Source organism: Labrys sp. F242, assembly GCF_057813875.1.
Genome location: NZ_JBVASG010000007.1, coordinates 42,465 through 66,090 on the forward strand (window position 1 = coordinate 42,465; position 23,626 = coordinate 66,090).

The 23,626-nt window shown below is 61.0% G+C and carries 21 protein-coding genes and 1 pseudogene; 14 read left to right on the forward strand and 8 right to left on the reverse strand.

Annotation, left to right across the window (positions count from 1 at the left end; translation table 11 throughout):
- Window positions 1–66 precede the first annotated feature (66 nt).
- From ACZYTC_RS30340 to ACZYTC_RS30360, 5 genes are read left to right on the forward strand one after another with little or no spacing between them, the layout of a single operon-like run.
- Window positions 67–945, forward strand: coding sequence for a carbohydrate ABC transporter permease (locus ACZYTC_RS30340; RefSeq protein WP_488991311.1), 879 nt, complete (start codon window positions 67–69; stop codon window positions 943–945).
- Window positions 942–1,766 carry a carbohydrate ABC transporter permease gene (locus tag ACZYTC_RS30345; protein ID WP_488991312.1) on the forward strand — a complete coding sequence of 275 codons (825 nt, stop codon included), beginning with the start codon at window positions 942–944 and terminating at the stop codon, window positions 1,764–1,766. The genes ACZYTC_RS30340 and ACZYTC_RS30345 overlap by 4 nt, the downstream gene beginning before the upstream one ends.
- 31 nt (window positions 1,767–1,797) lie before the next feature.
- Window positions 1,798–3,510 (forward strand): IlvD/Edd family dehydratase, encoded by a 1,713-nt coding sequence (locus ACZYTC_RS30350; protein WP_488991313.1) that lies wholly within the window; start codon window positions 1,798–1,800, stop codon window positions 3,508–3,510.
- Between the two features lie 8 nt (window positions 3,511–3,518).
- Window positions 3,519–4,424 (forward strand): dihydrodipicolinate synthase family protein, encoded by a 906-nt coding sequence (locus ACZYTC_RS30355; RefSeq protein ID WP_488991314.1) that lies wholly within the window; start codon window positions 3,519–3,521, stop codon window positions 4,422–4,424.
- Window positions 4,425–4,471: 47 nt separating this feature from the next.
- Window positions 4,472–5,209, forward strand: a complete 738-nt coding sequence (locus ACZYTC_RS30360) for a FadR/GntR family transcriptional regulator (protein WP_488991315.1) — start codon at window positions 4,472–4,474, stop codon at window positions 5,207–5,209.
- A gap of 30 nt (window positions 5,210–5,239) precedes the next feature.
- On the opposite strand, the gene dgoD is transcribed toward ACZYTC_RS30360, so the two are convergent.
- On the reverse strand, window positions 5,240–6,388 hold the full coding sequence (gene dgoD / locus ACZYTC_RS30365) for a galactonate dehydratase (protein ID WP_434961293.1): 1,149 nt from the start codon (window positions 6,386–6,388) through the stop codon (window positions 5,240–5,242).
- A 15-nt stretch (window positions 6,389–6,403) separates the two neighbouring features.
- Window positions 6,404–7,174, reverse strand: coding sequence for a FadR/GntR family transcriptional regulator (locus tag ACZYTC_RS30370; RefSeq protein ID WP_488991394.1), 771 nt, complete (start codon window positions 7,172–7,174; stop codon window positions 6,404–6,406).
- Window positions 7,175–7,351: 177 nt separating this feature from the next.
- Here ACZYTC_RS30370 and ACZYTC_RS30375 point away from each other — a divergent pair, with 177 nt between their 5' ends.
- The 5 genes from ACZYTC_RS30375 to ACZYTC_RS30395 all read left to right on the forward strand — a co-directional run bounded on the left by ACZYTC_RS30375 (window position 7,352) and on the right by ACZYTC_RS30395 (window position 12,730).
- Entirely contained in the window at window positions 7,352–8,344 is a 993-nt protein-coding gene (locus ACZYTC_RS30375) for an arabinose ABC transporter substrate-binding protein (protein WP_488991395.1), read from the forward strand.
- A 235-nt stretch (window positions 8,345–8,579) separates the two neighbouring features.
- Entirely contained in the window at window positions 8,580–10,091 is a 1,512-nt protein-coding gene (araG, locus tag ACZYTC_RS30380) for an L-arabinose ABC transporter ATP-binding protein AraG (RefSeq protein ID WP_488991316.1), read from the forward strand.
- A 12-nt stretch (window positions 10,092–10,103) separates the two neighbouring features.
- Window positions 10,104–11,054 carry an L-arabinose ABC transporter permease AraH gene (gene araH, locus ACZYTC_RS30385; RefSeq protein WP_434961291.1) on the forward strand — a complete coding sequence of 317 codons (951 nt, stop codon included), beginning with the start codon at window positions 10,104–10,106 and terminating at the stop codon, window positions 11,052–11,054.
- A gap of 13 nt (window positions 11,055–11,067) precedes the next feature.
- Window positions 11,068–11,958, forward strand: a complete 891-nt coding sequence (locus ACZYTC_RS30390; protein WP_488991317.1) for an aldose 1-epimerase — start codon at window positions 11,068–11,070, stop codon at window positions 11,956–11,958.
- Window positions 11,951–12,730 (forward strand): SDR family oxidoreductase, encoded by a 780-nt coding sequence (locus ACZYTC_RS30395; protein WP_488991318.1) that lies wholly within the window; start codon window positions 11,951–11,953, stop codon window positions 12,728–12,730. Before ACZYTC_RS30390 ends, ACZYTC_RS30395 begins: the two co-directional genes overlap by 8 nt.
- A 254-nt stretch (window positions 12,731–12,984) precedes the next feature.
- Here ACZYTC_RS30395 and ACZYTC_RS30400 read toward each other — a convergent pair.
- The 5 genes and pseudogenes from ACZYTC_RS30400 to ACZYTC_RS30420 form a co-directional block, all read right to left on the reverse strand.
- Window positions 12,985–13,389 (reverse strand): annotated as a pseudogene (locus tag ACZYTC_RS30400) (LysR family transcriptional regulator substrate-binding protein); the annotation flags it as partial.
- Between the two features lie 239 nt (window positions 13,390–13,628).
- On the reverse strand, window positions 13,629–13,967 hold the full coding sequence (locus ACZYTC_RS30405) for an IS630 transposase-related protein (protein ID WP_488991319.1): 339 nt from the start codon (window positions 13,965–13,967) through the stop codon (window positions 13,629–13,631).
- 226 nt (window positions 13,968–14,193) lie between these two features.
- On the reverse strand, window positions 14,194–14,982 hold the full coding sequence (locus ACZYTC_RS30410) for an amino acid ABC transporter ATP-binding protein (RefSeq protein ID WP_488991320.1): 789 nt from the start codon (window positions 14,980–14,982) through the stop codon (window positions 14,194–14,196).
- The gene (locus tag ACZYTC_RS30415; RefSeq protein WP_488991321.1) at window positions 14,979–15,989 is read right to left on the reverse strand and encodes an amino acid ABC transporter permease; all 1,011 of its coding nucleotides are present in this window, start codon (window positions 15,987–15,989) and stop codon (window positions 14,979–14,981) included. Before ACZYTC_RS30415 ends, ACZYTC_RS30410 begins: the two co-directional genes overlap by 4 nt.
- A 3-nt stretch (window positions 15,990–15,992) precedes the next feature.
- Window positions 15,993–16,889, reverse strand: a complete 897-nt coding sequence (locus ACZYTC_RS30420) for an ABC transporter substrate-binding protein (protein WP_488991322.1) — start codon at window positions 16,887–16,889, stop codon at window positions 15,993–15,995.
- A gap of 609 nt (window positions 16,890–17,498) precedes the next feature.
- Between ACZYTC_RS30420 and hutC the strand changes: the two genes are divergently transcribed.
- From hutC to ACZYTC_RS30435, 3 genes are all read left to right on the forward strand, one after another.
- Complete coding sequence (hutC, locus tag ACZYTC_RS30425; protein ID WP_488991396.1) at window positions 17,499–18,227, forward strand: histidine utilization transcriptional repressor HutC; 729 nt, start codon at window positions 17,499–17,501, stop codon at window positions 18,225–18,227.
- Between the two features lie 139 nt (window positions 18,228–18,366).
- On the forward strand, window positions 18,367–19,476 hold the full coding sequence (locus tag ACZYTC_RS30430) for an aminotransferase class I/II-fold pyridoxal phosphate-dependent enzyme (protein WP_488991323.1): 1,110 nt from the start codon (window positions 18,367–18,369) through the stop codon (window positions 19,474–19,476).
- Window positions 19,477–19,706: 230 nt separating this feature from the next.
- Window positions 19,707–21,110 (forward strand): FAD-binding oxidoreductase, encoded by a 1,404-nt coding sequence (locus ACZYTC_RS30435; RefSeq protein WP_488991397.1) that lies wholly within the window; start codon window positions 19,707–19,709, stop codon window positions 21,108–21,110.
- Window positions 21,111–21,238: 128 nt separating this feature from the next.
- Here the strand turns inward: ACZYTC_RS30435 and ACZYTC_RS30440 are convergent, their stop codons facing one another.
- On the reverse strand, window positions 21,239–22,138 hold the full coding sequence (locus ACZYTC_RS30440; protein WP_488991324.1) for a LysR family transcriptional regulator: 900 nt from the start codon (window positions 22,136–22,138) through the stop codon (window positions 21,239–21,241).
- A gap of 85 nt (window positions 22,139–22,223) precedes the next feature.
- Between ACZYTC_RS30440 and ACZYTC_RS30445 the strand changes: the two genes are divergently transcribed.
- Window positions 22,224–23,042, forward strand: coding sequence for a phytanoyl-CoA dioxygenase family protein (locus ACZYTC_RS30445; protein ID WP_488991325.1), 819 nt, complete (start codon window positions 22,224–22,226; stop codon window positions 23,040–23,042).
- Window positions 23,043–23,626 lie beyond the last annotated feature (584 nt).

A 23,626-nucleotide genomic window follows, 5' to 3' on the forward strand; every position in this document is an offset into this window, starting at 1 on the left:
CGTTTGTGTGCAGTGATTTTCGCCCGCGCCATTTCGGCGGCACGGGTAGGTGGGTGGGCAAAATAGATGGATGCACGCGCTCGCTTCATCGGTCTGATGCTGGCGCCGGCGACCGTGTTGTTGCTGGGGCTGACCCTCTTTCCGTTCGTCGTCTCGGTGGCCATGAGCCTGAGCACCTATTCTCTGGTCACGCCAGATGCGCTCGCCTTTGCCGGACTGCAGAATTATCTCGACCTCTTCCGGTCAGAGGAGTTCTGGACGGCGTTGCGGGCGACCGCCGTCTTCACCGTGCTCGCCGTCGGGATCCAGTTGGTGCTGGGCGTCGCCATCGCGACGCTGCTGCATCACGAGACAAGGGCTGTGCCTCTATTGCGGGCGATCTATCTGCTGCCGATGGCGATCACGCCCGTGGCCGCGGTCTTCACCTTCCGCATGATGCTCAATCCGTCGCTCGGTGTGTTCAACTATCTGCTTCGGTCGGTTGGCCTGCCGCAGCAGGATTGGCTCGGCACACCTGGCATGGCAATGGCTTCGCTGCTGGTGGTCGACACCTGGCAGTGGGCGCCGTTCATTCTGTTGATCGCGGCCGGCGGTCTTGCGGCCATGGACGAGGAGCCTTTGCAGGCTGCGCGCATGGATGGCGCAACGGAGATGCAGGTGTTCTTCCACCACACCTTGCCGGCACTGCTGCCCTATCTTGGCGTCGCCATCGTTTTTCGGGCGATCGACGCCTTCAAGACCTTCGACATTATCTTCGTGTTGACCGGTGGTGGCCCAGGCGTCAGCACGCGCACCTTGAACCTGTTCGCCTACAAGCAGGGTATCGAGTTCCTGTCGATGGGCTATGCCGCCGCCATCGCGATCGTCATGCTTGTGATGACGATCGTCGCGGCGCAGCTTTTCCTGCGGCGCATGCGCATGTTCGTGCCAAAGGCTGCGCTATGAACGCCCCGCGAAACCTCTCCGCTTTTGCACGCCGTCTGCTGCTTTGGGCCTTTGCTATCTGGTGCCTGTTTCCGGTCTATTGGCTGGTGATGATGTCGCTGAAGGCACAGGTCGATGCCATGGCGCGGCAGCCGAAGTTCCTGTTCGTTCCGATCCTCGACAACTATGCCAAGGTACTGTCAGACCCGGCGATCTGGGCCTATTTCCTGAACAGCGCAATTGTCGCGCTCGGCTCGACAGCGCTGGCGCTGCTGATCGGCTTGCCCGCTGCCTATGTACTGGGGCGCTATCGGTTCCGCGGCAATGCAGACTACGGCTTCTGGATCCTGACGACGCGGATGACGCCGCCAGTCGCGGTGCTAATCCCGTTCTTCGTCATGTATGTGAGGACCGGTCTGATCAACACCCATATCGGGCTGATCATCGCGCACGTCGCCATCAACCTTTCCATCGTCGTCTGGCTGATGAAGGGCTTTTTCGAGGATCTGCCCAGCGAGATGGAGGAAGCCGCCACGATCGACGGCGCCACCTATTTCCAGGCGTTTCGTCACATTTGCCTGCCGGTTGTGTTGCCGGGCATTGCCGCCGTGTCGATTCTGGCGTTCCTCTTTTCTTGGAATGAGTTCCTGTTCGCTCTCGTGCTGGGCGGCAGCGACGTGCGCACCGTGCCGCTGGGCCTATATGCGTTCGTCGGCTATCAGCAGGTCCGCTGGGGCGAGTTGTCGGCGGCCTCGATCGTGCTTCTTCTACCAGTCCTGGCTTTCGTGCTGGTCTTCCAGAAACAGCTGATCCGCGGACTGACGATGGGCGCAGTGAAATGATGGGCGATCTTGCCGGGATTTGGAGTACGATGTGACGAAAAGGCGCTCGCAACACTGGTTCGGCGGCATCGGCAAGGACGCCTTCATCCACCGTAGTTGGATGAAGAACAATGGATTGCCGGATGACGCCTTCGATGGCCGCCCGGTTATCGGCATCTGCAATACATTCTCCGAATTCACGCCGTGCCACGTGCATTTCCGTGGGTTGATCGAACACATCAAGGCCGGCGTGCTGGAAGCCGGCGGCCTGCCGCTCGAGTTCCCGGTTTTCTCATGCGGCGAGTCCAATTTGCGACCGACGGCGATGCTGTTCCGCAATCTTGCATCGATGGATGTCGAGGAGGCGATCCGCGGCAATCCGATGGACGGCGTTGTGCTGATGGCCGGTTGCGACAAGACCACACCGTCGCTGGTCATGGGCGCCGCCTCCTGCGATCTGCCGTCGATCGTCATTTCCGGCGGGCCGATGCTCAACGGCCGTTTCCAGGGCCGCGAGATAGGCTCCGGCACCGACGTCTGGAAATTTTCCGAGGACGTGCGGGCCGGCACCATGAGCACTCAGGAGTTCGGCAGCGCCGAAAGCGCCATGTCGCGCTCGCCCGGCCACTGTATGACCATGGGCACGGCCTCGACGATGGCCTCGATGGTCGAGGCACTTGGCATTGCCTTGCCGGGCAACGCAGCCTATCCGGCGGTCGATGCGCATCGCAACCGGCTGGCGCGCATGACCGGCAGGCGTATTGTCGAGATGGTCAATGAGGATTTGCGCCTGTCAAAAATCCTCGGCAAGTCGGCATTCGCCAATGCCATTCGCGTCAATGGCGCCATCGGCGGCTCGACGAATGCCGTGGTGCATCTGCTGTCGATTGCAGGCCGCATCGGCACCGAATTGACGCTGGACGACTGGGATCGCCTTGGCCGTGATGTCCCGACCATTCTCGACCTGATGCCATCCGGCCGTTTCCTGATGGAGGATTTCTGTTACGCGGGCGGGATTCCCGCCGTGATGAAGGAGATCGCCGACCTGCTCGATCTCGACGTGTTGACGGTGACCGGCAGCAGCATGGGCGAGAACATCGCCGAGGCCAGAAACTACAACCCGGACGTGATCCGCCCGCGCGACAAGGCGCTGATGCCTCACGGCGGCATTGCGGTCCTGCGCGGCAATCTGGCGCCGAGTGGCGCCATCATCAAGCCATCCGCCGCTTCGCCCGAACTGATGAAGCATCGCGGCCGCGCCGTCGCCTTCGAGGACATCGACGACTACAAGGCGCGTGTCGACGACCCGGCGCTCGACATCGACGAAACCTGCATCATGGTTCTGAAGAACTGCGGCCCGAAGGGCTATCCCGGTATGGCCGAGGTTGGCAACATGGCGCTACCGCAGAAGCTCCTCAGGAGGGGCATTCGCGACATGATCCGCATCTCCGACGCCCGCATGTCGGGAACTGCCTTCGGAACCGTCGTGCTGCATGCGGCGCCGGAGGCCGCGGTTGGCGGACCACTGGCGCTTGTCAGGTCGGGAGATATGATCGAACTCGATGTCGAGGCCCGCAAGCTGCATTTGGAGGTGTCGGACGGCGAGCTTGCCCGGCGGCGTAGCGAGTGGACGCCTCCATTGCCGGCAATGAAGGGCGGTTACCAAAGCCTCTATGTCGAGCGCGTGTTGCAGGCGGACCGGGGTGCCGACCTCGATTTCCTCGTCGGCTGCCGCGGCTATGCCATTCCGCGCGAAAGCCACTGAGATCGCTCATGACTGAATTCGCTTCTGACAATTTTCATGGCATCCACGCCATTCTCTACGCGCTCTTCGACAGCCAAGAAAAACTCGACCGACAGGCGATGCGCAAACAAGTCCAGATCTGCCTGGCATCCGGGGTCCACGGCATGGCCGCTCTCGGCCTGGCAACGGAGGTCTCGAAGCTGAGCGAAGTCGAACGGCGCACGTTGATGGACTGGACGGCAGAGGATACGGCAGGTCACGTACCTCTCGCTTTCACCATTTCCGGCTCGTCGGTCGCGGAGCAGATTGCGCAGGTGCGCCATGCCGAAAGCGTCGGCGCGGACTGGGTCATCCTGCAGCCCCCTGCGGGCGGATCGTATGGCGCAGCGGAATATATCCGCTTTTTTGGCCGGGTCGCGGACAAGACAGACCTGCCGTTGGCGATCCAGAATGCACCAGCCTTCTTCGGGCGCGGGCTGAGCGCCGACGAGATCCGAGATCTGGTCTCGCAGCACCCGAACATCCGGCTGATCAAGGGCGAAGGGCCTGTCGTCGACATCGCCAACCTGATCGAACGCACCGAAGGTCGCGTGCCGGTGTTCAACGGACGCGGCGGCCTGGAACTCATCGATAATCTGCGTGTCGGCTGCAAGGGCATGATCCTGGCGCCGGACTGCATTGACTACGCGGTGCGCGCTTATAGGGCTTTTCACATCGGCGACGAAGCCGGCGCGACGATGCACTACGAAAAAATGCTACCGGCGGCGGTTTTCGTCATGCAGGGAATCGAGAATCTGATCTGCTATGGCAAGCGTCTGTTCGGCGCTCGCGCGGGCATTCCCGTCCATGACCGCGCCCCGGCCTTGCGGCCCACCGAGATCGGCCTTGTCATGGTGAAACGCTTCCGGGCTCAGCTGAACGAATTGCCGGAATAGGCGCTAGGGCGTTATTTCTTACCCCGTAGGCGAAAGGTGCTGGCGACATGACGGACATGCACGAACCAGCAAAGAGCAAGGCCATGGAACCGTTTTCGGCCACTGAACGCGGGCTGCCGGCTCAGATCGCCGCACGTCTGGGGCGGCGCATCATTCAGGGCGAATTGCGCCCCGGAGACAAGCTCCCCAAGGAAAGTGACCTTCTCGATCAATTGCAAGTTAGCCGCACAACGCTACGCGAGGCTCTGACCCTATTGTCCAGCAAGGGGTTCACGGAAGCCAAGCAACGCATCGGAACGACGATCCGTTCTGCCGAATTCTGGAACACTCTCGACCCGATGGTGATGTCCTGGCATGGCGGCCAGGATGAGCACGCGTTGGCGCAGGAATTGTTCGAGATCCGATCGGCCATTGAACCGCTGGCCGCGGGACTGGCGGCGCAACGGGCAACGGCAGACGATCTCGCCCAGATCCGCATCGCGCTGACCACGATGGCGGAAGATCACAAGAATCCGCGCCTGGCGATGGACGCCGACATCGCCTTCCATCTGGGAATCATCCAGGCGGCGCATAATCGTTTCCTTCTGCCCGTCGCGTCGGTCATCCGCGCCGCCCTGACGATCAGCGTGCCAAAGACGTTCCAGAAGTTCGGAGGAATGCGCCACGCGCTCGCCTTGCACGAGGCGATAGCCGTGGCCATCGAGACGCGCGACGCGGAAACCGCGAGCAAGGCGGCCAGCGATCTGATCGCAGATACTTATGAGCGGAATTTCAATAGACCGTGACGGTTCGCCAACGATCTTTGCAGGAGGCGCTTACCATTCGGCGAACGAGCCGTCCTTGTGGCGCCAAACCGGATTGCGCCAGCGATGCCCTTCCTTGGCGCGCTCCTTCACATAGGCCTCGTCGATCTCCACGCCCAAGCCCGGACCATCCGGAATGGCGACATAGCCGTCCTCGTAGCGGAAGACATCCTTGTTGGCGGCGTAGTCGAGCAAGTCGTTGGCGGCGTTGTAGTGGATGCCCAGGCTCTGCTCCTGGATGAAGCAATTGTAGCTCACCGCATCGAGTTGCAGACATGCGGCAAGGGCGATTGGGCCAAGCGGGCAATGCGGCGCAACAGCGACGTCATAGGCTTCGGCCATCGCCGCGATCTTGCGGCATTCGGTGATACCGCCGGCATGAGAGAGATCCGGCTGGATGATGTCGACGACGCCTTCCTCGAATACGGATTTGAAGTCCCAGCGGCTGTAGAGACGTTCGCCCAGCGCGATTGGCATCGAACCAAGCGCCGCGATCTCTCTGAGCGCCTCGCGGTTTTCGCTGAGCACCGGCTCCTCGATGAACATCAACCTATAGGGTTCGAGCTCCTTGACGAGAATGCGCGCCATCGGCCGATGCACGCGACCGTGGAAATCCACGGCGATACCGATGTCGGGTCCGACAGCCTCGCGCACCATGGCGACGCGTTCGACCGCGGCGTCGATCTTGTCATGACCATCGACGATCTGCAGTTCCTCGGTGCCATTCATCTTCAGCGCGGAGAAGCCGCGAGCCACGACGTCCTTTGCGCCCGCCGCCACCTCGGCCGGCCTGTCGCCGCCTATCCAGGAATAGACCTTGATCCTATCGCGCAGCTTGCCGCCGAGCAGTTCATGCACGGGCACGCCGAGAGCTTTGCCCTTGATGTCCCACAGTGCCTGATCGATACCGGCGATGGCGCTCATCATGATCGCTCCGCCGCGGTAGAAGCCGCCGCGATGCATCACCGTCCAGTGGTCCTCGATCAGGCGGGGATCCTTGCCGACCAGGTAGTCTGCAAGTTCTTTGACCGCCGCCTCAACAGTCAGTGCTCTGCCTTCGACGACCGGCTCGCCCCAGCCGACAACGTCGGCATCGGTCTCGATCTTTAGAAACAGCCAGCGCGGCGGAACGACATAGGTCGTGAGCGAGGTGATCTTCATGGACGGTGCCCTGTCTCAGTCTTTTTTGAGTCTCTTGGCGCTGACGAGGTCGCGTGCCGCCAGGTCGAGAATTCTGTTCGCCGCCCTGCGCGCCGCTTCGGCGTCGCGCATGCGCAATGCCTCCACGACGTCGTGGTGTGCGGCCACGGCCTCGGTACGCCGATCCAGAGAAATCACCGCCGTGGCCTCCAGCGAGAATTTGAGCGCCGTATCGATCAAGCTGCCGATCTGCCGAAAGATTGGATTGTGGCTGGCGCTGTAGACGATCTGGTGGAAGGCAATGTCGGAACGCGAGAACGCAACGAGATCCTCACCGGCACTAGCCATCCCCCGCCAAGCCGCCTCGAGGTCGGCAACCTCCTGCAACGTTGCGCGTGTGGCGGCCAGTTCGGCGACCAGGGGCTCGATGGCGCGCCGCGTCTCCAGGATTGCATCGAAAAGCTTGTCGTCCAGCGCATGCGGCGCATGCCAGGCAAGCACCTGCGGGTCGATGATGTTCCAGTCATCCTCGTTGCACACGATGGTGCCGATGCGGGGCCGCGACAACACCAGCCCCTTGGCCGCCAGGACTTTCAGGGCCTCACGGATGACGGTACGGCTCACGCCGTATTCAACGCCGAGATCATTTTCGGTCGGCAAGGATGATCCTGCGGGGTAGCGCCCGGAAAAGATGTCAGAGGCAATCGCCTTTGTCACATCCGGCATGACGCGCGGGCGGCGCGTGGCACCTTCGTTCTGCGCTCTCTTCGGCACTTCAATCACCCCAGCCTCTCCTCCAAGGCGCATCCTCCTTGTTTGCGTATGACCGGCCCGACCTTGACGGATGCAGATGATTTGCACCAGCGACCACTGATCAGTGCATGTATCTTAATTATCATACCAGATCAATTGACAGGTATGATGAAAACAAATAGAGACACGAGCGCTTGGGCTGAACGCCCGGCCAATTGCGGGGAGGGAATGATGCGACTTTTGAAGACCGCGCTCGTCGCGGGCGCGCTTGCCATGCTGTCAGTCACGACGATCGCCTCGGCCCATGCCCAGGACAGCAAGATCGGCTTCATCGTCAAGCAACCGGAAGAGCCATGGTTCCAGGACGAGTGGAAGTTCGCCGATCAGGCCGCCAAGGAAAAGGGCTTCACCCTCGTCAAGATCGGCGCGGAGGACGGTGAGAAGTTGATGTCGGCAATCGACAATCTCGGCGCCCAGGGCGTCCAGGGCTTCATCGTCTGCACGCCCGACGTCAAGCTCGGCCCTGGCATCGTCGCCAAGGCGGCAGCCAACAATCTCAAGCTGATGACCGTAGACGACCGCCTGGTGGGCGCCGACGGCAAGCCAATCGAGTCCGTGCCACATATGGGCATTTCGGCGACCAAGATCGGCGAGGCCGTCGGCCAGACCATCGTCGATGAGATGAAGGCACGCGGATGGAAACCCGAAGAAGTTGGCGCGATCCGCGTCTCCTATGACCAGTTGCCGACTGCGGTGGACCGTGTCGAAGGAACGATTTCGGTCCTCAAGGCGAACGGCTTCAAGGCCGCGAACATCTTTGATGCGCCCCAAGCCAAGACGGATACCGAAGCTGCGCTGAACGCTGCTACCACGGTGCTGAACAGCCATGCCGATATCAAGAAGTGGGTTGCGTTCGGCCTGAACGACGAAGCGGCGCTGGGCGCAGTGCGCGCGTCGGAAAGCGTGGGCATTCCGGCCGGTAATGTGATCGCTGTCGGCATCGGCGGCGCGGACTCGGCCATCAACGAATTCAAGAAGCCTGCGGCGACCGGATTCGTCGGCTCGGTGATCATCTCACCGAAGCGTCACGGCTACGAGACGGCACTCAACATGTACGAGTGGGTCAAGAACGACAAGGAACCGGTGAAGCTGATCTTGACATCGGGGGCCGTTGCCAAACGCGACACCTACGTGCAGGTCCGCAAGGATCTCGGCATCGAGTAAGCCGCACCGAGGCATTGGCAGGCGGCGAATGAATGTGCCGCCTGTTGTTAGGCATTGTCTGGAAATAACTGAAGCGCCACTTTTGTCATGCTCGGGCTTGACCCGGGCATCCAGCGGCACCGTCTTCGATGCCTGAAGGGGGTGGATTGCCGGGTCAACCCCGGCAATGACAAAGGTCGAGCCAGTTTGAGCGCTTATTGATAGGCGAATCCTTAGTGGCAAGGAGGCTTGGCCCGTGTCCTTTCTCCAATTCTCGCACATCACCAAGACTTATCCCGGCGTCCGCGCGCTTTCCGGCGTCTCCTTCGGCGTCGACAAGGGCGCGGTGCATGGGTTGATGGGGGAGAACGGCGCGGGAAAATCCACCCTGATCAGGGTTCTTTCCGGCGATCAGCATGCGGACGAGGGCGAGATACGCATCGAAGACAGGGTTCAGGCCTATGCCTCGACCAGGGATGCCTTCGACAATGGTGTCATCGTCATTCACCAGGAGCTGCAGCTCGTTCCGGAACTCACGGTGGCTGAAAACCTCTGTCTTGGCCGTTTTCCTGCCCGCGCCGGCATCATCGCAGGCCGCACGATGTTCGAAGATGTCGGTGCGAAGCTGAGAGCGGCGGGCATCGACATCGATGTGCGTCGCAAGGTGAAGTCATTGTCGATCGGCGAACGACAGATGGTCGAAATCGCCAAGGCGATCATGATCGATGCGCGGGTCATCGCTCTGGATGAGCCAACCTCGTCACTCTCCTCGCGCGAAAGCGAGATTCTGTTTGCCTTGATCGAGCGCCTGCGCCGTGAAGGCAAGGTCATCCTCTATGTGTCGCACCGGCTCGACGAAGTATTCCGGCTCTGTGACAGCCTGACCGTATTACGCGATGGCAAGCTTGCGGCACACCATGCCTCGCTCAAAGACGTCACGCGCGACCAGATCGTCGCCGAAATGGTCGGCCGAGAGATCGCTGATATCTGGGGCTTTCGCCCGCGCGCAATGGGCGACACCCGCCTGAAGGTCGAAGCCCTTTCCGGCAGCGGGTTCAGGACACCGGCCAGCTTCCAGGTCAAGGCCGGTGAAATTCTCGGCTTCTTTGGCCTGGTCGGGGCCGGGCGCTCGGAATTGATGCGACTGGTGTTCGGAGCCGACCCGCGCTCGACCGGCACGGTCACCGTGAACGGCAAGGTGGTCCATGCCAGCGATCCACGCGGCGTGATCCGGGCCGGCATCGTGTTGTGTTCGGAAGACCGCAAGCATGATGGCATCATCCAGGGCCGCTCGATCGAAGAGAACATCAACATCTCCTCGCGCCGCCATCGCAGCCGCCTCGGGGTGCTCGATCGTGCGAGCGAAGCGGCAACCGCCGAAACGTTCATCAAGAAACTCAAGGTGCGTACGCCCTCACGCAAGCAGGACATCGTCAACCTCTCAGGCGGCAATCAGCAAAAGGTCATCCTGGGCCGTTGGCTATCCGAGCAAGGAATCCAGGTCCTGATCGTCGACGAACCGACGCGCGGCATCGATGTGGGCGCGAAGTCAGAGATTTACGAATTGCTCTACCAGCTTGCCGAAAGCGGTATGGCGATCGTCGTGGTGTCGTCGGAACTGCCGGAAGTGATGGGCATCTGCGACCGCATCCTTGTGATGTGCGGCGGGCGCATCAGCGCCGAACTCACGCGCAGCAATTTTGCAGAGCGGATGATCCTGGCGGCCGCTCTTCCCGACAAGAAAACCCCTGACGCGATCGCATCCTGAGGACAATATTGCATGACCGATCGGTTGAATAAGATTCTGCTCGGCGAACAGGGTCTCGTCGTCATCTTCATCGTCGCCTTCGCACTCGTATCGGTATTCGTGCCGAACTTCCTCACCGACAGGAACATGCTTGGCCTGCTGCAATCGGTCGTCACGGTCGGCATCGTCGCCTGCACCATGATGTTCTGCCTGGCGGCACGCGACTTCGACCTGTCGGTCGGTTCGATCGTCGCCTTTGCCGGCATGGTGGCAGTCATGGCATCGAACGCGACCGGGTCGATCCTGCTCGGCCTTGTAGCGGCAATCGCCTGCGGTACCTTCGTGGGCTTCGTCAACGGTTTCGTCATTGCGAAATTCCACATCAATGCGCTCATCACGACACTGGCCACGATGCAGATCGTGCGTGGCCTTGCCCTGATTGCTTCCGACGGGCGCGCCGTCGGCATCAACAGTCCGGATTTCTACCAGTTGGCGCTCTCGAAATTCGTCGGCATCCCCACACCAATCTGGGTGCTCGCCATCCTGTTCTGCATCTTCGGTTTCGTGCTGAACCGCACCGTTTTCGGCAAGAATACGCTGGCCATCGGCGGCAACCCCGAAGCATCGCGGCTGGCCGGGGTCAATGTCGACATGACGCGGATCTGGATCTTCGCGTTACAGGGGGGCATCTGCGCCATTGCGGGCATCCTGTTGGCCTCGCGGATCACCTCCGGTCAACCCAATTCCGCGGTAGGGCTTGAACTGTCCGTCATCTCGGCCTGTGTGCTCGGTGGCGTCTCGCTTGCTGGCGGCCGCGCCACCATATCCGGCGTGATCGTCGGGGTCCTCATCATGGGCATCGCCGAGAATGCGATGAATCTTCTCAACATACCGGCCTTCTACCAGTATATCGTGCGTGGCGTGATCCTGCTCCTGGCCGTGTTGCTCGACAATTTGCGCTCGTCAGCCCTGGGGCGGCGCTGAGTCGGAAAAAGGCATGTCCGCTTGGATCCCCCTTGACAGCAAGCGATTGCGAATTCGGATCAGCCCCTGCGGAGGCGCCGTCGTCGACGCGTATACCGTCGAGGGCGTACCGTTCCTGCGTCCCTGCCGAAGCGCGGTCGCATTCGACGTAAAAGATTCTGCCTGTTTTCCGCTGGTGCCAATTGCAAACCGCGTCGAAGGCAATGCATTCTCCTACCGCGGCCGAACCTTCACGTTCGCCCGCAATACGAATGATCCGCTCTACATTCATGGCGACGGCTGGCAGGCCAGATGGGACGTCAGGGAGCACCGGGCCGATAGCGTGGAACTTGCGTTCAGCAAGCCGGAAATCCTCGGCTCGCCCTATGCCTATCAGGCTCGGCAGTGGTTTCGCGTCGCCGACGCACGATTTGAACTGCAGCTGTCGGTAACTAATACAGGCAGGATCGACCTGCCGTTCGGCATCGGCTTTCATCCCTTCTTTCCGCTGACACCGCAGACAACCCTTCTTGCACCGGCCACCGCATGGTGGACGGAACGAGATGCGCATCTACCCGGCTCCAGAGGCGCCCTTGTCAGCGACGCCGATTTCTCTACTGCACGCCGACTGCCCGATCGCTGGCTGAACAATTGCTTCGAAGGTTGGAATGGCAGCGCACGCATCGTATGGCCCGAGCGTCAACTCGGCGTCGATATTGCCGCCGATAGCATGCTCGATCGCTACATGCTCTTTGCGCCCAACGGCAAGCGCGACTTCTTCTGCCTGGAGCCGATGAGCCACAGCCCCAATGCGCTGAAGCATTTCGAGACCGAGCCGATGGGATTGGCGTTGCTATCTCCCGGCGACAGTCTCCGTGCGGGATTTGCAATGACCGTCTTCGATTGGAGTGAAGCCCATGGCTGAGCGCTTGGCCGGCAAACATATCCTTGTGACCGGTAGCGCCCAGGGTATCGGGCTGGCAATCGCCCAGGCATGTCTCGCCGAGGGAGCAAAGCTGTTCCTGGTCGACCGGGACAGCGGACTATTGAACGCGGCCGTCGCCAGTCTCTCGGCCCCGCAGGGCCAGGTTGGACATGTGTCGGCTGATATTCGCGACGAAAGTGCGATCGCCGCTGCCGTCAAACAGGCGGATGAACAGATCGGCTCGGTCAATGCACTGATCAACAATGCCGGGGTCAATGTATTCTCCACGCCGCTCGATGCGAGCGAGGAGCAATGGGCACTTAACTTTGATGTCAACGTCAAGGGAGCTTGGAACTGCAGCAAGGCGGTATTGCCGGGGATGATCGCAAGCGGCGGCGGGGCAATCCTTAACATCGCGTCGACCCATGGCTTCACCATCATTCCGCACACCTTCCCCTATCCTGTCGCCAAGCACGCTCTGCTTGGACTGACGAAATCGCTGGCGCTCGAATATGCGGCGCAGGGCGTTCGCGTGAATGCACTGGCCCCGGGCTATGTCGAAACACAGAAGGCCATCGACTACTGGAATGGTTTTCCCGATCCCGCCTCAGCGCGTGCCAATACGATGGCGCTCCATCCCAGCGGCCGCATCGCCTCGGCACGCGAGATAGCACTTGCCGCAGTGTTCATGATTTCCGACGAGTGCCCGTTCATGAACGCGGCGTGCCTCGTCGTCGACGGCGGGCTCAGCCAATTGCAGCACCCGGCCTGAACTTCACAGAGGAACGCTCAAGACCAAGAGACGATTCGTTCACGCCATCCTGGGCGATTGACCGGAAGGCGTCGACCATGCTGCCGCGGTGGCGATCCGAGCCGATGGTCGACGGCATGGGACCAACGCCGCGCTGGCGACCAGAATTGAAATTCGCGTTGAAGGTCTCGCCGGCGTTCCAGACCGCGGCGAGGCTCCAGTCTCTCGGCGCCGTACTTCACCAACTATCGCGACACACAATGAAAGCGTGAGACTTACTTCGTCGTGACGGCTGATGCGACGTGCGCAAACTCACGCGCAATGCCCCAAAAAGCTCGAATGGCCTTTGCCTCGCTTCGCTCGCTCAGGCAGACCAGCGCTTCTTCCATCAGCATCGGAGGGCCGGAGATCGGGATCCTCGTAAGCCGGCTATCATTGCCGAACTCGGCTTGAGAGACAAAGCCGAGGCCGGCGCCCGAGGCCACGATCTCGCGAACCGCTTCCCGCCCCTCTGCCTCGATTGCATATTTTAGCTTTATGCCGGCATCAGCCGCCCCATCCTCCAGGCGCTTGCGTGTCTTGGAGCCGCGCTCGCGGATGACAAGCGGCAACGCGGCCAGATCCGCAAGGGAAAGCCTCTTGCGCCCGCCAAGGTCGAAGCCTGCCGCGGCAAAGGCGACGCTTCTGTCGCAAACTCAGGATAGCAACGCCGGAGTCATTCGCGCCTGCGGTCACGAGGCGAGGATTTCGAACTGCTCGGAAATCAAAGGGGTGGGATTGTAGGCGTATCTTGCCTGTGTTTTGCGCATCATGTGAACCATCGCGATACCGGACAGGCGACATCCTCGAACAGAATGAGTCCGGCCGCTTGCATCAGCCACAACTCCCGACCGAAACCCGGTTCTGGGGGCGAGCTATTTCAAATTCGTAGCTCGCACAAAAAGCGCGACAGCACAGCAGGAGCAGCCCGCAAATTGTGGACTTCTCCGAGCCGTGCGGCCAGTTCCGGCATGGTGATGTCGGGTCTTGCTTCCACAACACCGATCAGGAAACCGGCAACTCCAGCCAGTTTACCTCCACCAGGAGGACGCCCCTGACGCGCGGGTGCCCCTGATCCATAGGCAACCACACGCTGCAGCAGCTTCACAGCGAAGCTCTCGCTCACTTCAAAATGACGAGCCGCAGCTCGGCGCGAATGGCCGCTCTCAACAAAGCTGACAATCCGATCGCGAAGATCCTGAGAATAGCTCCTGCCCATGATCCACCTCCAATAACGGTGAATCACAAATTGCCCTCCAAGGGAATCGCCGATTCCAGTTTCAGATCCGACGCTCTAGAGGCCCCAATGCGCCGAGTCCCTTCTCACGGAAATCACGTTCGAATTTCTGAGAAGTTGAGGGTTCATGCGCACTTTGAGTCTGGGCATCCAGGCTTGTCATGATTTCATATCGCCGCTGCGACAGAACCGCCTGTTCTGCTCGTCCCTACACAAGCACCTTGGCGAGGAAGGTTTGTGTCTGTGGATGGGAAGGGTTGCCCAGTACATTCGCCGGCTTTCCTTCCTCGATGATCTCGCCGCCTGCCATGAAGACGATGTGATCAGCCACTTCGCGGGCGAAGGCGATCTCATGGGTCACCACAATCATCGTCATACCGCTTTGGGCAAGATCGCGCATCACGTCCAGCACATCGGAGACCAGTTCAGGGTCCAGGGCGCTGGTCGGTTCGTCGAAGAGGATAAGTTTGGGCTGCATGGCGAGGGCGCGTGCGATAGCGACACGCTGCTGCTGCCCGCCGGACAACTGGCGGGGATAGGCGTTCACCTTCTCAGCTAGTCCGACGCGCTTCAGGATGGCGTGGGCGCGTTCTCTCACTTCCTCGCGCGGCTCCCGTTTCACCCCGACCGGTCCCTCCATGATGTTCTGGAGAACCGTCATGTGCGGGAACAGATTGAAGTGCTGGAACACCATGCCGATATGAATGCGCTGGCGCGCTATCTCATGCTCGTGCATTTCCTGGAGGTAGCCTTTGTGCTCCTTGTAGCCGATCAGCTCGCCATCCACCCGGATACGGCCCTTGTCGATACGCTCAAGATGGTTGATGCAACGCAGGAAGGTGCTCTTACCGGAACCGGACTGGCCGAGCAGGCACATCACCTGGCCGTTCGAGACGGACAGGTCGATCCCCTTGAGAACCTCCAGGGCGCCGAAGGATTTGCGCACGCCCGTCGCCTGCACCATGATCCGGGCCGGCGGTTTTGGTTGAAAGGTCATGACGCGCTCCCTTTCTCGCCAGGATCGAGCGGGCTGCTGCGCGACAGCCCGAAGAACGCACCGATGCTTTGCAGAGGCGTTGGGGGGAGGTTGCGGCTGCTGCCGCGGGCATAGTGGCGCTCGATGTAATACTGGATGCCGCTCATCACCGAGACGATGATCAGGTACCAGATGACCGCCACCAGCAGCAGCGGAATGGTTTCGAACGTGCGCGTATAGATCGTTTGGGCGGCGAAGAGCAGTTCGGGCACGGCGATGATGCTGACCAGGGCCGACATCTTCAGCATGTTGATGGTGTCATTGCCAAGCGGTGGGATGATGACGCGCATCGCCTGCGGCAGCACCACGCGCCGCAGCAGCCGCCCGCGCGACATGCCGATGGACTGGGCCGCTTCCGTCTGGCCGTGATCAATGGAAATGATGCCCGCGCGGATGATCTCCGCGCTGTAGGCGGCTTCGTTCAGGCCGAGTCCGAGGATTGCCGCCACATAGGGCGTGATCAGTATATTGGCATCCAGCTCGACGAAGTCTGGGCCGATGAACGGGATGCCCAGCGAGATGTGCGGAAACAGGGCCGACAGATTGTACCAGACCAGCAGTTGCACCAGCAGCGGCGCTCCGCGGAAGAACCACACGAACAGCCATGATGCACCCGACAGGATGGGGTTTGGCGACAGGCGCATGACGGCCAGCATCACGCCCAACGTTACGCCCATCACCATGGCTATGACCGTCAGCTCGAGAGTGCGCCGCACGCCCAGCAAAATCGTCTGAGAGGTGAAATATTCGCCCACTACGGCCCATTCGAACCGGGGGTTGGTGAAGAGCGTATGCATCAACATCGCCGCCAGAAGGGCAACGAAGGCGATGGCCACCCAGCGCCAGGGATGACTGGCCGGCTTGATGACCAGGTCGATCGTAGGATCGACATTCGCTCCCTTCGAACGGGTCTCGTTGACCGACATGGCTGGCTCCCGAAGTTGCGGCTGCCGGGTGGCGATCTCCATCCCTTATTGGCCGTCGTTGATCGACGCCTTGTCGATGGCACCGACCTCTTGGCCCCACTTGGCCAGGATCTTGCCGTAGGTGCCTTCGTCGATCAAAGCCTGCACGGAGGCCTGGAGGGCCTTGGCCAGTTCGTCAGAGCCCTTGGGCAGCACCAATCCGTAGTGACGCGGTGCATAGGAAGTGCCCGGCACCTCGAAGGTGCCTTTGTGCTGCTGTGCAATGTAGGCGCCGGCGGAGGTGTCGATCATGGCCACGTCGGCCCGGCCTGCCTGCAAGGCCAGGACGATCTGGCTGGTGCCGGGCAGGATCTTGGCGCTGACTTCAGGCTTGCCGGCCTTCACGCAGTCGTCCGAAGCCTTGTTCGCATCGTCGATTTCCGTGGTGCCCTTGTCAATGGCGACGGAGATGCCGCAGATGTCGGCCAGGCTATGGATCTTCTTGGGGTTGCCCTGCTTGACCAGGAAGCCGCCACCCGAGGTAAAATAGTCGACAAAATCGACCTTCCTGCGTCGCTCCTCGGTGTCGGTCATCGCCGACATCGCCATGTCGTAGCGGCTGGCGGCCAGCGCCGGGATGATGGCGTCGAAACTCATATGCTGGAACTCGAGCTTGACACCGAGCTTCTGCCCGATCGCTTCGGCAAGGTCCTTGTCGAGGCCGATGATGGTGGTGTTGTCGGTGTCGAAATATTCGAACGGCGGATATTCGACGTTGCTGGCGACCCTTATCTTGCCCGCTTCCTTCAGTTTGGCCGGCAGCATGGCCTGGATTTTGGGATCCGCTTTGGTTGAAATGGCAGTGTCGGCATGAGCCGCACCCGCGAATATTGCTCCGGCCAGGAACAATGCGGCTGCGGTCGCCGAGGCGAACTGAGCGTGACGACGACGTTCATTGCCCATGCGTTGAGTCCCCTGTTTATCGCGAGGGCCACATTGACGTGGTCTCGAAGCTCGCAGATTTTTGGTTCTGGATGGCCCTGACGGCTAGATGTATATACTAGCTTATACAACTTAACGAAGCCGTTTTTGTCAAGCACGATCCGCCCTGGGGGCTCGGGGGCTCGGGGGCTTCGTCGGGGGGGTGATAGGTTCGAACTGGTGCTCTGACCCTACCCATGATGCACATATCGGCCGATATGACCATAGAGGAGAGGCTTTTGCGGGCAGAATCAAGGCTCTCTTTCTCGGACACCCGCAGAGGACGCCTTCGCGCCACGATCGCCTGCGAGGTGGATTGTCGCGCGTCCATGGCGCAAACCGAAGAGACGGTTGAGGTTCGACCGTCACGCCCTTTCCAGGGCGGTAGCGTATCGGGACTGGCAAGCAATGCGTTTTTTTATATAACTATATACACTATTGGAAATAGCTGGCTGTCGAAAGCACCTTCGGGGAAATCGCTGGTTCTCGACCGCTGCCACAGGCAGCTTATATTAACATGTAGACGTGTTTGATTCAGACGCATTGGCACATGGCGATATGAACAGGAAAAGAGATGGCGCCTTGAAGGATATGGTCCGCGGCAACGGCGAGATCGGGGTCTCGCTGGGGCAGCAGGTCCGCAACCATATTCTGGCGAAAATCAATTCTGGCGAATGGCAGGAAGGCTATCAGGTCCCGTCCGAATCGCGTCTTTCGGAACAGTTGGGCGCCTCGCGCATGACCATTCATATGGCCATGCGTGACCTTGCCGCGGAGAGCGTATTGGTGCGACGGCAGGGGGCCGGTACCTTTGTCGCCGCCCGCCAAAGCCAATCCACCTTCCTGGAATTGCGCAACATACATTCCGAGATCGAAGCGCGCGGGAACCGACATACGACAGACGTCGTCAAGATGGAGGAGGTCAATAGCGATCTCAATCTCGCTACCGAGCTCAATGTCGTGCCCGGTTCTACGATATTTCACTCTCTGCTGGTCCACAGGGAAAATGGAAGGCCACTGCAAATTGAAGACAGATACGTGAACCCGCAGTTTTCTCCGGATTATCTGGAGCAGGATTTCACAAAAATAACGCCTTACGTTCACCTGATGGCCGTGGCCCCCCTGGAGGAGGTCGAACATGTCATTCAGGCCGTCCTGGCCGATGAATTCAGCTGCAAGCTGCTCGAAATGAAGCAGGGCGAGCCGCTGCTCCTGCTGCGCCGCCGCACCTGGTCGCGCGGCATGATTGCCACCAGCGCGCGCTTCCTGCACCCGGGTCCTCGCTTCAGCCTTGCAGGGCGAATGCCGGTCGGTCGCTGACGCGACGGGGCCGCTGGGTTTCTTGACGAGCTCGGTCTTCCGCGACTTCGTCAAAGAGGCTTCGTTTGCCTTGACAGAGGCTCGACATGTGAAAGATATTCAAGTTGCATATACAACTATATATAACTTGGATGCCGACATGTTGGGGCCAATGTTTGCAATCGGCGATCAGGGAGCTGGCGCGCCCAAGCCCAGCGCGCGGCTGACGGAATTGCCCGGCTATGGGCGCGGCCGAGCCGGGTCGGGCATCGCGTTCGCGCACCGGCTCGGCTCCAACGAAGCGCCGGATCCACCGAGCGCCGCCGTCCAGGCCGCCGTGACAAGGGCCATGGCGGGTGCGCACCGCTATCCGGACCTGCGTGGCGAGACGCTGGCGGAGGCTTTGGCAAGCCGACATGGCTTGCCTGCCGACATGGTCGCGGTGTCGGCAGGCTCCGTCACCATGCTGGACCAACTCATCCGCGCCTATTGCGATCCTGGCGACAGCGTGATCACGCCCTGGCGCTCCTACGAGGCTTATCCGATCATTGTCGGTGGTGCGGGCGCTCGCCTCGTAGAGGTGCCACTTGATGGCAATCATCGGCTGAACGCGGCAGCGCTCCTCCAGGCCTGCAGGTCCGAGGCACGGGTGGTGATCATCTGTAACCCCAACAATCCAACCGGCACTGTGCTGGCACCGGCCGAGTTGGAGGCTCTGTTGGATGCCATACCTGCCCAAACGCTCATCATCCTCGACGAGGCCTATGCCGATTATGCCGACGAGGCGGATATCGTTGCAGCCTCGCCCGCGCGCCGCCTGGCCCGACATCAGAACCTTGCCGTGTTGCGCACATTTTCCAAAGCCTGGGGGCTTGCCGGCATGCGGGTCGGCTATTGCCTGGCGGATCGAAGCATCGTTGCCGCGGTTAACGCGGTTGCGCCGCCATTCCCGCTGCCGGCTACCGCGCAGGCGGCGGCGCTCGCCTCTCTTGGCGAGGAGGATGTGGTTGCGGCGCGAATAGCTGCCAGCCTCGAGCAGCGATGGCGCATGTATAAGGGACTTTCAGCCCTTGGTTTCGAGGTCGCGCGCTCGCAGGCCAATTTTGTGTGGCTGGCGGTCGGCGCGGAAGCGGAAGCGCTGACCCTTCACCTGTCCGCGGCCGGGATTTCGGTGCGCTGTTTTCGAGGTGAGGGAGTGCGCGTCACGACAGCCACGGCGGCCGCCACCCAGGCCCTGCTGACGGCGGCGGCCGCGTGGCTGTCGAGGTGAGGGGGCAAGGGGAAGAGAGACGATCGGTAGGGACAACGGCAGGCCGCCGGGAATAGTTCGCTGCGAAGCGCTGACCTGCCTGATGCTATCCACCGCTGCGGCTATGGCGGGCCGCCCTATCGACCGTCGTGACCGTGACAGAATATGCTCCCCACGCCCGAGGCTGTGGGTGTATTCGTCCATTCCGGAACCATCCCGTGGGTTGCGGACTACAAAATCAGCGGAGTGTCATGTCGAGAGAAAGCACCTTTCCCAAGGCGTTCGCCCAAACCCTGCGCGAGCGGTTCGCGGATCGTTTCCAGACCGGAGCGGCCATTTGCGCTCAGCACGGCTCCACGACCACCTGGATCGAGAACCAGCCGCCGGATGGCGTGGTCTTTGCCGAGAGCACCGCGGAGGTCGCAGATATCATCGGTCTGTGCGGCGAGGCCGGCGTGCCGGTTATCCCCTTCGGCGCGGGCAGTTCGCTCGAAGGCCAGCTCAATGCGCCAAGGGGCGGAATTTCCGTCGACCTGACGCGGATGAACCGCATTCTTGCAGTCAATGCGGAAGACATGGACTGCGTGGTCCAGCCGGGCGTGACACGCAGCCGCCTGAACGAATATCTGCGCGATACCGGCCTGTTCTTTCCTCTCGATCCAGGCGCCGATGCAACGCTCGGCGGCATGGCCGCCACCCGAGCTTCGGGCACGACCGCGGTGCTCTATGGCACAATGAAGGACGCGGTCTTGTCGCTTGAGGCCGTGATGCCGGACGGCCGGGTGATCCGCACCGGCCACAGGGCGCGCAAGAGTGCGGCGGGCTACGATCTCACCAGGCTGCTGGTTGGTTCCGAAGGCACGCTCGGCATCATCACCGAGTTGACAGTTCGGTTGCGGGGTATTCCGGAGGCGGTGTCGGCGGCTCGCTGCTCCTTCCCAACCGTCGAAGATGCCAGCAATGCCGTCATCAGCGGCCTCCAATTCGGCCTGCCCTTTGCGCGGATCGAGCTGTTGGACGCAACCACAGTCAAGGCGGTCAACGTCTATTCGCAGCTGAGCCTGCCGGAGACACCGCTGCTGCTGGCTGAATTCCACGGCACGCCGGACATGGTCGCCGAATTGTCGGTGCGTTTCGGCGAAATTGCGCACGAGCACGGCGCTACCGCGCTGGACTGGACGACCGACGCGCAAGAACGGACGCTGCTGTGGAAGGCGCGCCACGACCTGTTCTGGGCAGTCCTGGGCCTGCGGCCCGGCGCCAAGGGCATCAGCACCGATGTGTGCGTGCCGATATCGCGATTGGCCGAATGCATCGGCGCGGCGACCGAGAAGGCCCAGTCACTGGGGCTGCTCGCCCCGATTGCGGGGCATGTCGGCGACGGCAATTTCCACAATCTGATCGTGCTGGATCCGGAGAATCCGGCAGAGCGGGCCGCCGCCAAATCCTATATCGGCTGGCTGAACGAGCTGGCTCTTTCCATGGAAGGAACCTGCACGGGCGAACATGGCGTAGGGCAGGGCAAACGTTCCTACATGGAACGCGAGATGGGCCCGGCGCTGGATGTGATGGCGGCCATCAAGGCGGCGATCGATCCGAAGAACATCATGAACCCGGGAAAGATCCTGCCCGAACGGTTCGAAGTGCAAAGCTAACACCTCGTATAGGGAAGGGATGCCGATCCGGAAAAATAACGTAATAATAGAAACTTGTGGCATGAATATCGATTTATAGATTAAGTCCGGTGCCGCAGTGCTACTAGGGGCGTTACGGAATGACCGGCTCATCCGTGGCTGAACGTTTCCACAATGACTTGCGAGGCGGGGTTCCGGATCGCGCTCTTCGCACCATCGAGCGGGCAGGCGAGGATGACCGGCTCCCGGGCGAAGTCCTCTGCAATCGGGACACTGGCCAGGGGAGTCCCGTCATAGGCACAGCTGTTTTTCGATCCCGCATAGGTGATGCCGATCCCCTCGCCATGGGCGGCCAGGCTGCGCATGACTTCAAGTGCCTGCACCCTGTGGCGAACGGCCGGCTCCGCACCGATCCGCCGGAAGAGGCCCAGGACGTGCCGCACCGACAGACCTTCTTCGAAGAGGATCAGCGCGCGTTGGCCGAGGTCCCGGAGGCTAACTTCCTGTAAGCCGGCCAGGGGGTCGTCGATGCGCATCAAAGCATGGGGCTGGACGGACGCGAGCGGTCGGCGCAGGAAGCTTGCGTCGAGACCGAGGTCGAACGTCACGGCCATGTCGAGGCGCGACTGCAACATGTCGCGGGCGAGCGTCTCGAAATCGGCGATGCGATAGCGGATCTCCGCGCCCGGCAATTTGCTGCGCAGGGCATTGAGAAGCCGGCCGATATGTAGTGGCGCCAGATCTTCGAACAGCCCCAGTGTCAGGCGGCCGGCAGCCGCATGTTGGCTGTGCGCAGGGTTATCCAATTGCCGGGCGAGAGAGATGACCTCCTCGACCTGGGCGAGATAATCCCGGCCGAAATCGGTCAACTCGACCGGAGCGCCTCGGCGCCGGATGAAAAGCTTGCGTGCCAGGCGCCGTTCGACCTGCGTGATGGCGACCGAAAGCGAGGGCTGCGATACGTTGAGCCGCGAGGCCGCACCCGAGAGACTGCCGGAACGGGCCACAGCCGAAACATACTCGAACTGGCGAAGCGTGAGATATAGCATGAAGCTAAGAGTAATTTAGATACTCATTATTTGAAACTATAAATAATTGCGTGTTTGCTCGATCTGTCAAGCCGGGAGGAAAACAATGACACATCCGCTCATCGCACCGGAACAGGTCGAGGCCTATCAGCGCGACGGCGTAGTGCTGGTACGCGGGCTGTTCAAGGATCACGTCGAGGCGCTGCAGGCTGGCGTGGCCCGCAACATGGCCGAGCCCAGCCAGTATGCCGCTGAAAATCTCAAGCCCGGCGACGCCGGTCGCTTCTTTGACGATTATTGCAATTGGAATCGCATCCCCGAATTCGAGGCGGTAATCCGGCATTCGCCGGCTGGCGAGGTCGCGGCCGACCTGATGGGCGCGAATTCGGTTCAACTGTTCCATGATCACGTCTTGGTCAAGGAGCCGGGCACGTCCAAACCGACGCCCTGGCATCAGGACGGCCCCTACTACTTCGTCGAAGGAAGGCAGACTGTCAGCTTCTGGTCGCCGCTGGATCCGGTGCGTGAAGCGTCGCTGCGCTGCGTCGCCGGCTCGCATCGCTGGGCCAAGCCAGTATTGCCGACGCGCTGGCTCTCGGAAGAAAATTTCTACGCCGATAGCGATGCCTATATCCCCGTGCCCGATCCCGATGCGGAGAGCATGGACATTCGCGAATGGGAAATGGAGCCGGGCGATGCCGTCGCTTTCAACTACATGACGCTCCACGGTGCCCGCGGCAATGAAGCGGCGACACGCCGGAGGGCATTCTCCCTGCGGCTGGTGGGAGACGATGTCCGCTATGTCGAGCGGCCCGGGCGCACCTCGCCCCCCTATCCCGGCCACGGCATGTCGGCTGGGGAAAAGCTGCGCGAAGATTGGTTCCCGACGGTCTTCCGGCGCGGAGCCGCGCGCGACCTCGGGTGACACACCATCGGAGGCGGGCAGACGTCGATTGACGGCGTCTGCCGCGCTGCAACTGCTGCTGTGTCGGCGAAGGTGTACTCTCACGCAAATCACTGAAGTCCTTACGCGTCACAGCCATAAACAGATGATGTCGTGCGACCGCTCCGCGCATCCAATTTGCGGATGCAAATCCTTTTGTCGACGTGAATGGACAACGTCACAATGCTGTAAAATGTACGGCTACGAACTGTGCGATAATACTCCTCTTGCGGCAATTGGTTCATCACTCGTCTGCGCTATAATCTCGACAAAATAAGCAGAGATGAGAGGAGGCATGGACGGGCAAGGAGCCACTTCCCGAATGATAGGCCGCGATGAAGCTGCCCTTTCTGACCTTGAAGTGATCCGAAAAAGGAGTGGAAAATGCCGCCGTGAAGGCGCGCACGCCCGTCTTGTTCAGCGAAAGGTTCTCGAAGGCTATCACGAAATTTCGGATAGTCCTGATCGAAGCCGAAGAGTGGCAGGAAATTGAGATATATCGTTTTTAGACAGGCACTTGTAGCGAATGTCGGTATCGGTGGTTGCCTGCCCCCGCAACCACTCTG

What these genes read in the sequence shown, in the direction of transcription:
- ACZYTC_RS30340 (WP_488991311.1), top strand. Translation starts at nt 67, where the DNA reads ATGGATGCACGCGCTCGCTTCATCGGTCTGATGCTGGCGCCGGCGACC.
- ACZYTC_RS30345 (WP_488991312.1), top strand. Translation starts at nt 942, where the DNA reads ATGAACGCCCCGCGAAACCTCTCCGCTTTTGCACGCCGTCTGCTGCTT.
- ACZYTC_RS30355 (WP_488991314.1), top strand. Translation starts at nt 3,519, where the DNA reads ATGACTGAATTCGCTTCTGACAATTTTCATGGCATCCACGCCATTCTC.
- ACZYTC_RS30360 (WP_488991315.1), top strand. Translation starts at nt 4,472, where the DNA reads ATGACGGACATGCACGAACCAGCAAAGAGCAAGGCCATGGAACCGTTT.
- dgoD (WP_434961293.1), bottom strand. Translation starts at nt 6,388, where the DNA reads ATGAAGATCACCTCGCTCACGACCTATGTCGTTCCGCCGCGCTGGCTG.
- ACZYTC_RS30370 (WP_488991394.1), bottom strand. Translation starts at nt 7,174, where the DNA reads ATGCGCCTTGGAGGAGAGGCTGGGGTGATTGAAGTGCCGAAGAGAGCG.
- ACZYTC_RS30375 (WP_488991395.1), top strand. Translation starts at nt 7,352, where the DNA reads ATGCGACTTTTGAAGACCGCGCTCGTCGCGGGCGCGCTTGCCATGCTG.
- araH (WP_434961291.1), top strand. Translation starts at nt 10,104, where the DNA reads ATGACCGATCGGTTGAATAAGATTCTGCTCGGCGAACAGGGTCTCGTC.
- ACZYTC_RS30390 (WP_488991317.1), top strand. Translation starts at nt 11,068, where the DNA reads ATGTCCGCTTGGATCCCCCTTGACAGCAAGCGATTGCGAATTCGGATC.
- ACZYTC_RS30395 (WP_488991318.1), top strand. Translation starts at nt 11,951, where the DNA reads ATGGCTGAGCGCTTGGCCGGCAAACATATCCTTGTGACCGGTAGCGCC.
- ACZYTC_RS30405 (WP_488991319.1), bottom strand. Translation starts at nt 13,967, where the DNA reads ATGGGCAGGAGCTATTCTCAGGATCTTCGCGATCGGATTGTCAGCTTT.
- ACZYTC_RS30410 (WP_488991320.1), bottom strand. Translation starts at nt 14,982, where the DNA reads ATGACCTTTCAACCAAAACCGCCGGCCCGGATCATGGTGCAGGCGACG.
- ACZYTC_RS30415 (WP_488991321.1), bottom strand. Translation starts at nt 15,989, where the DNA reads ATGGAGATCGCCACCCGGCAGCCGCAACTTCGGGAGCCAGCCATGTCG.
- ACZYTC_RS30420 (WP_488991322.1), bottom strand. Translation starts at nt 16,889, where the DNA reads ATGGGCAATGAACGTCGTCGTCACGCTCAGTTCGCCTCGGCGACCGCA.
- hutC (WP_488991396.1), top strand. Translation starts at nt 17,499, where the DNA reads ATGGTCCGCGGCAACGGCGAGATCGGGGTCTCGCTGGGGCAGCAGGTC.
- ACZYTC_RS30430 (WP_488991323.1), top strand. Translation starts at nt 18,367, where the DNA reads ATGTTGGGGCCAATGTTTGCAATCGGCGATCAGGGAGCTGGCGCGCCC.
- ACZYTC_RS30435 (WP_488991397.1), top strand. Translation starts at nt 19,707, where the DNA reads ATGTCGAGAGAAAGCACCTTTCCCAAGGCGTTCGCCCAAACCCTGCGC.
- ACZYTC_RS30440 (WP_488991324.1), bottom strand. Translation starts at nt 22,138, where the DNA reads ATGCTATATCTCACGCTTCGCCAGTTCGAGTATGTTTCGGCTGTGGCC.
- ACZYTC_RS30445 (WP_488991325.1), top strand. Translation starts at nt 22,224, where the DNA reads ATGACACATCCGCTCATCGCACCGGAACAGGTCGAGGCCTATCAGCGC.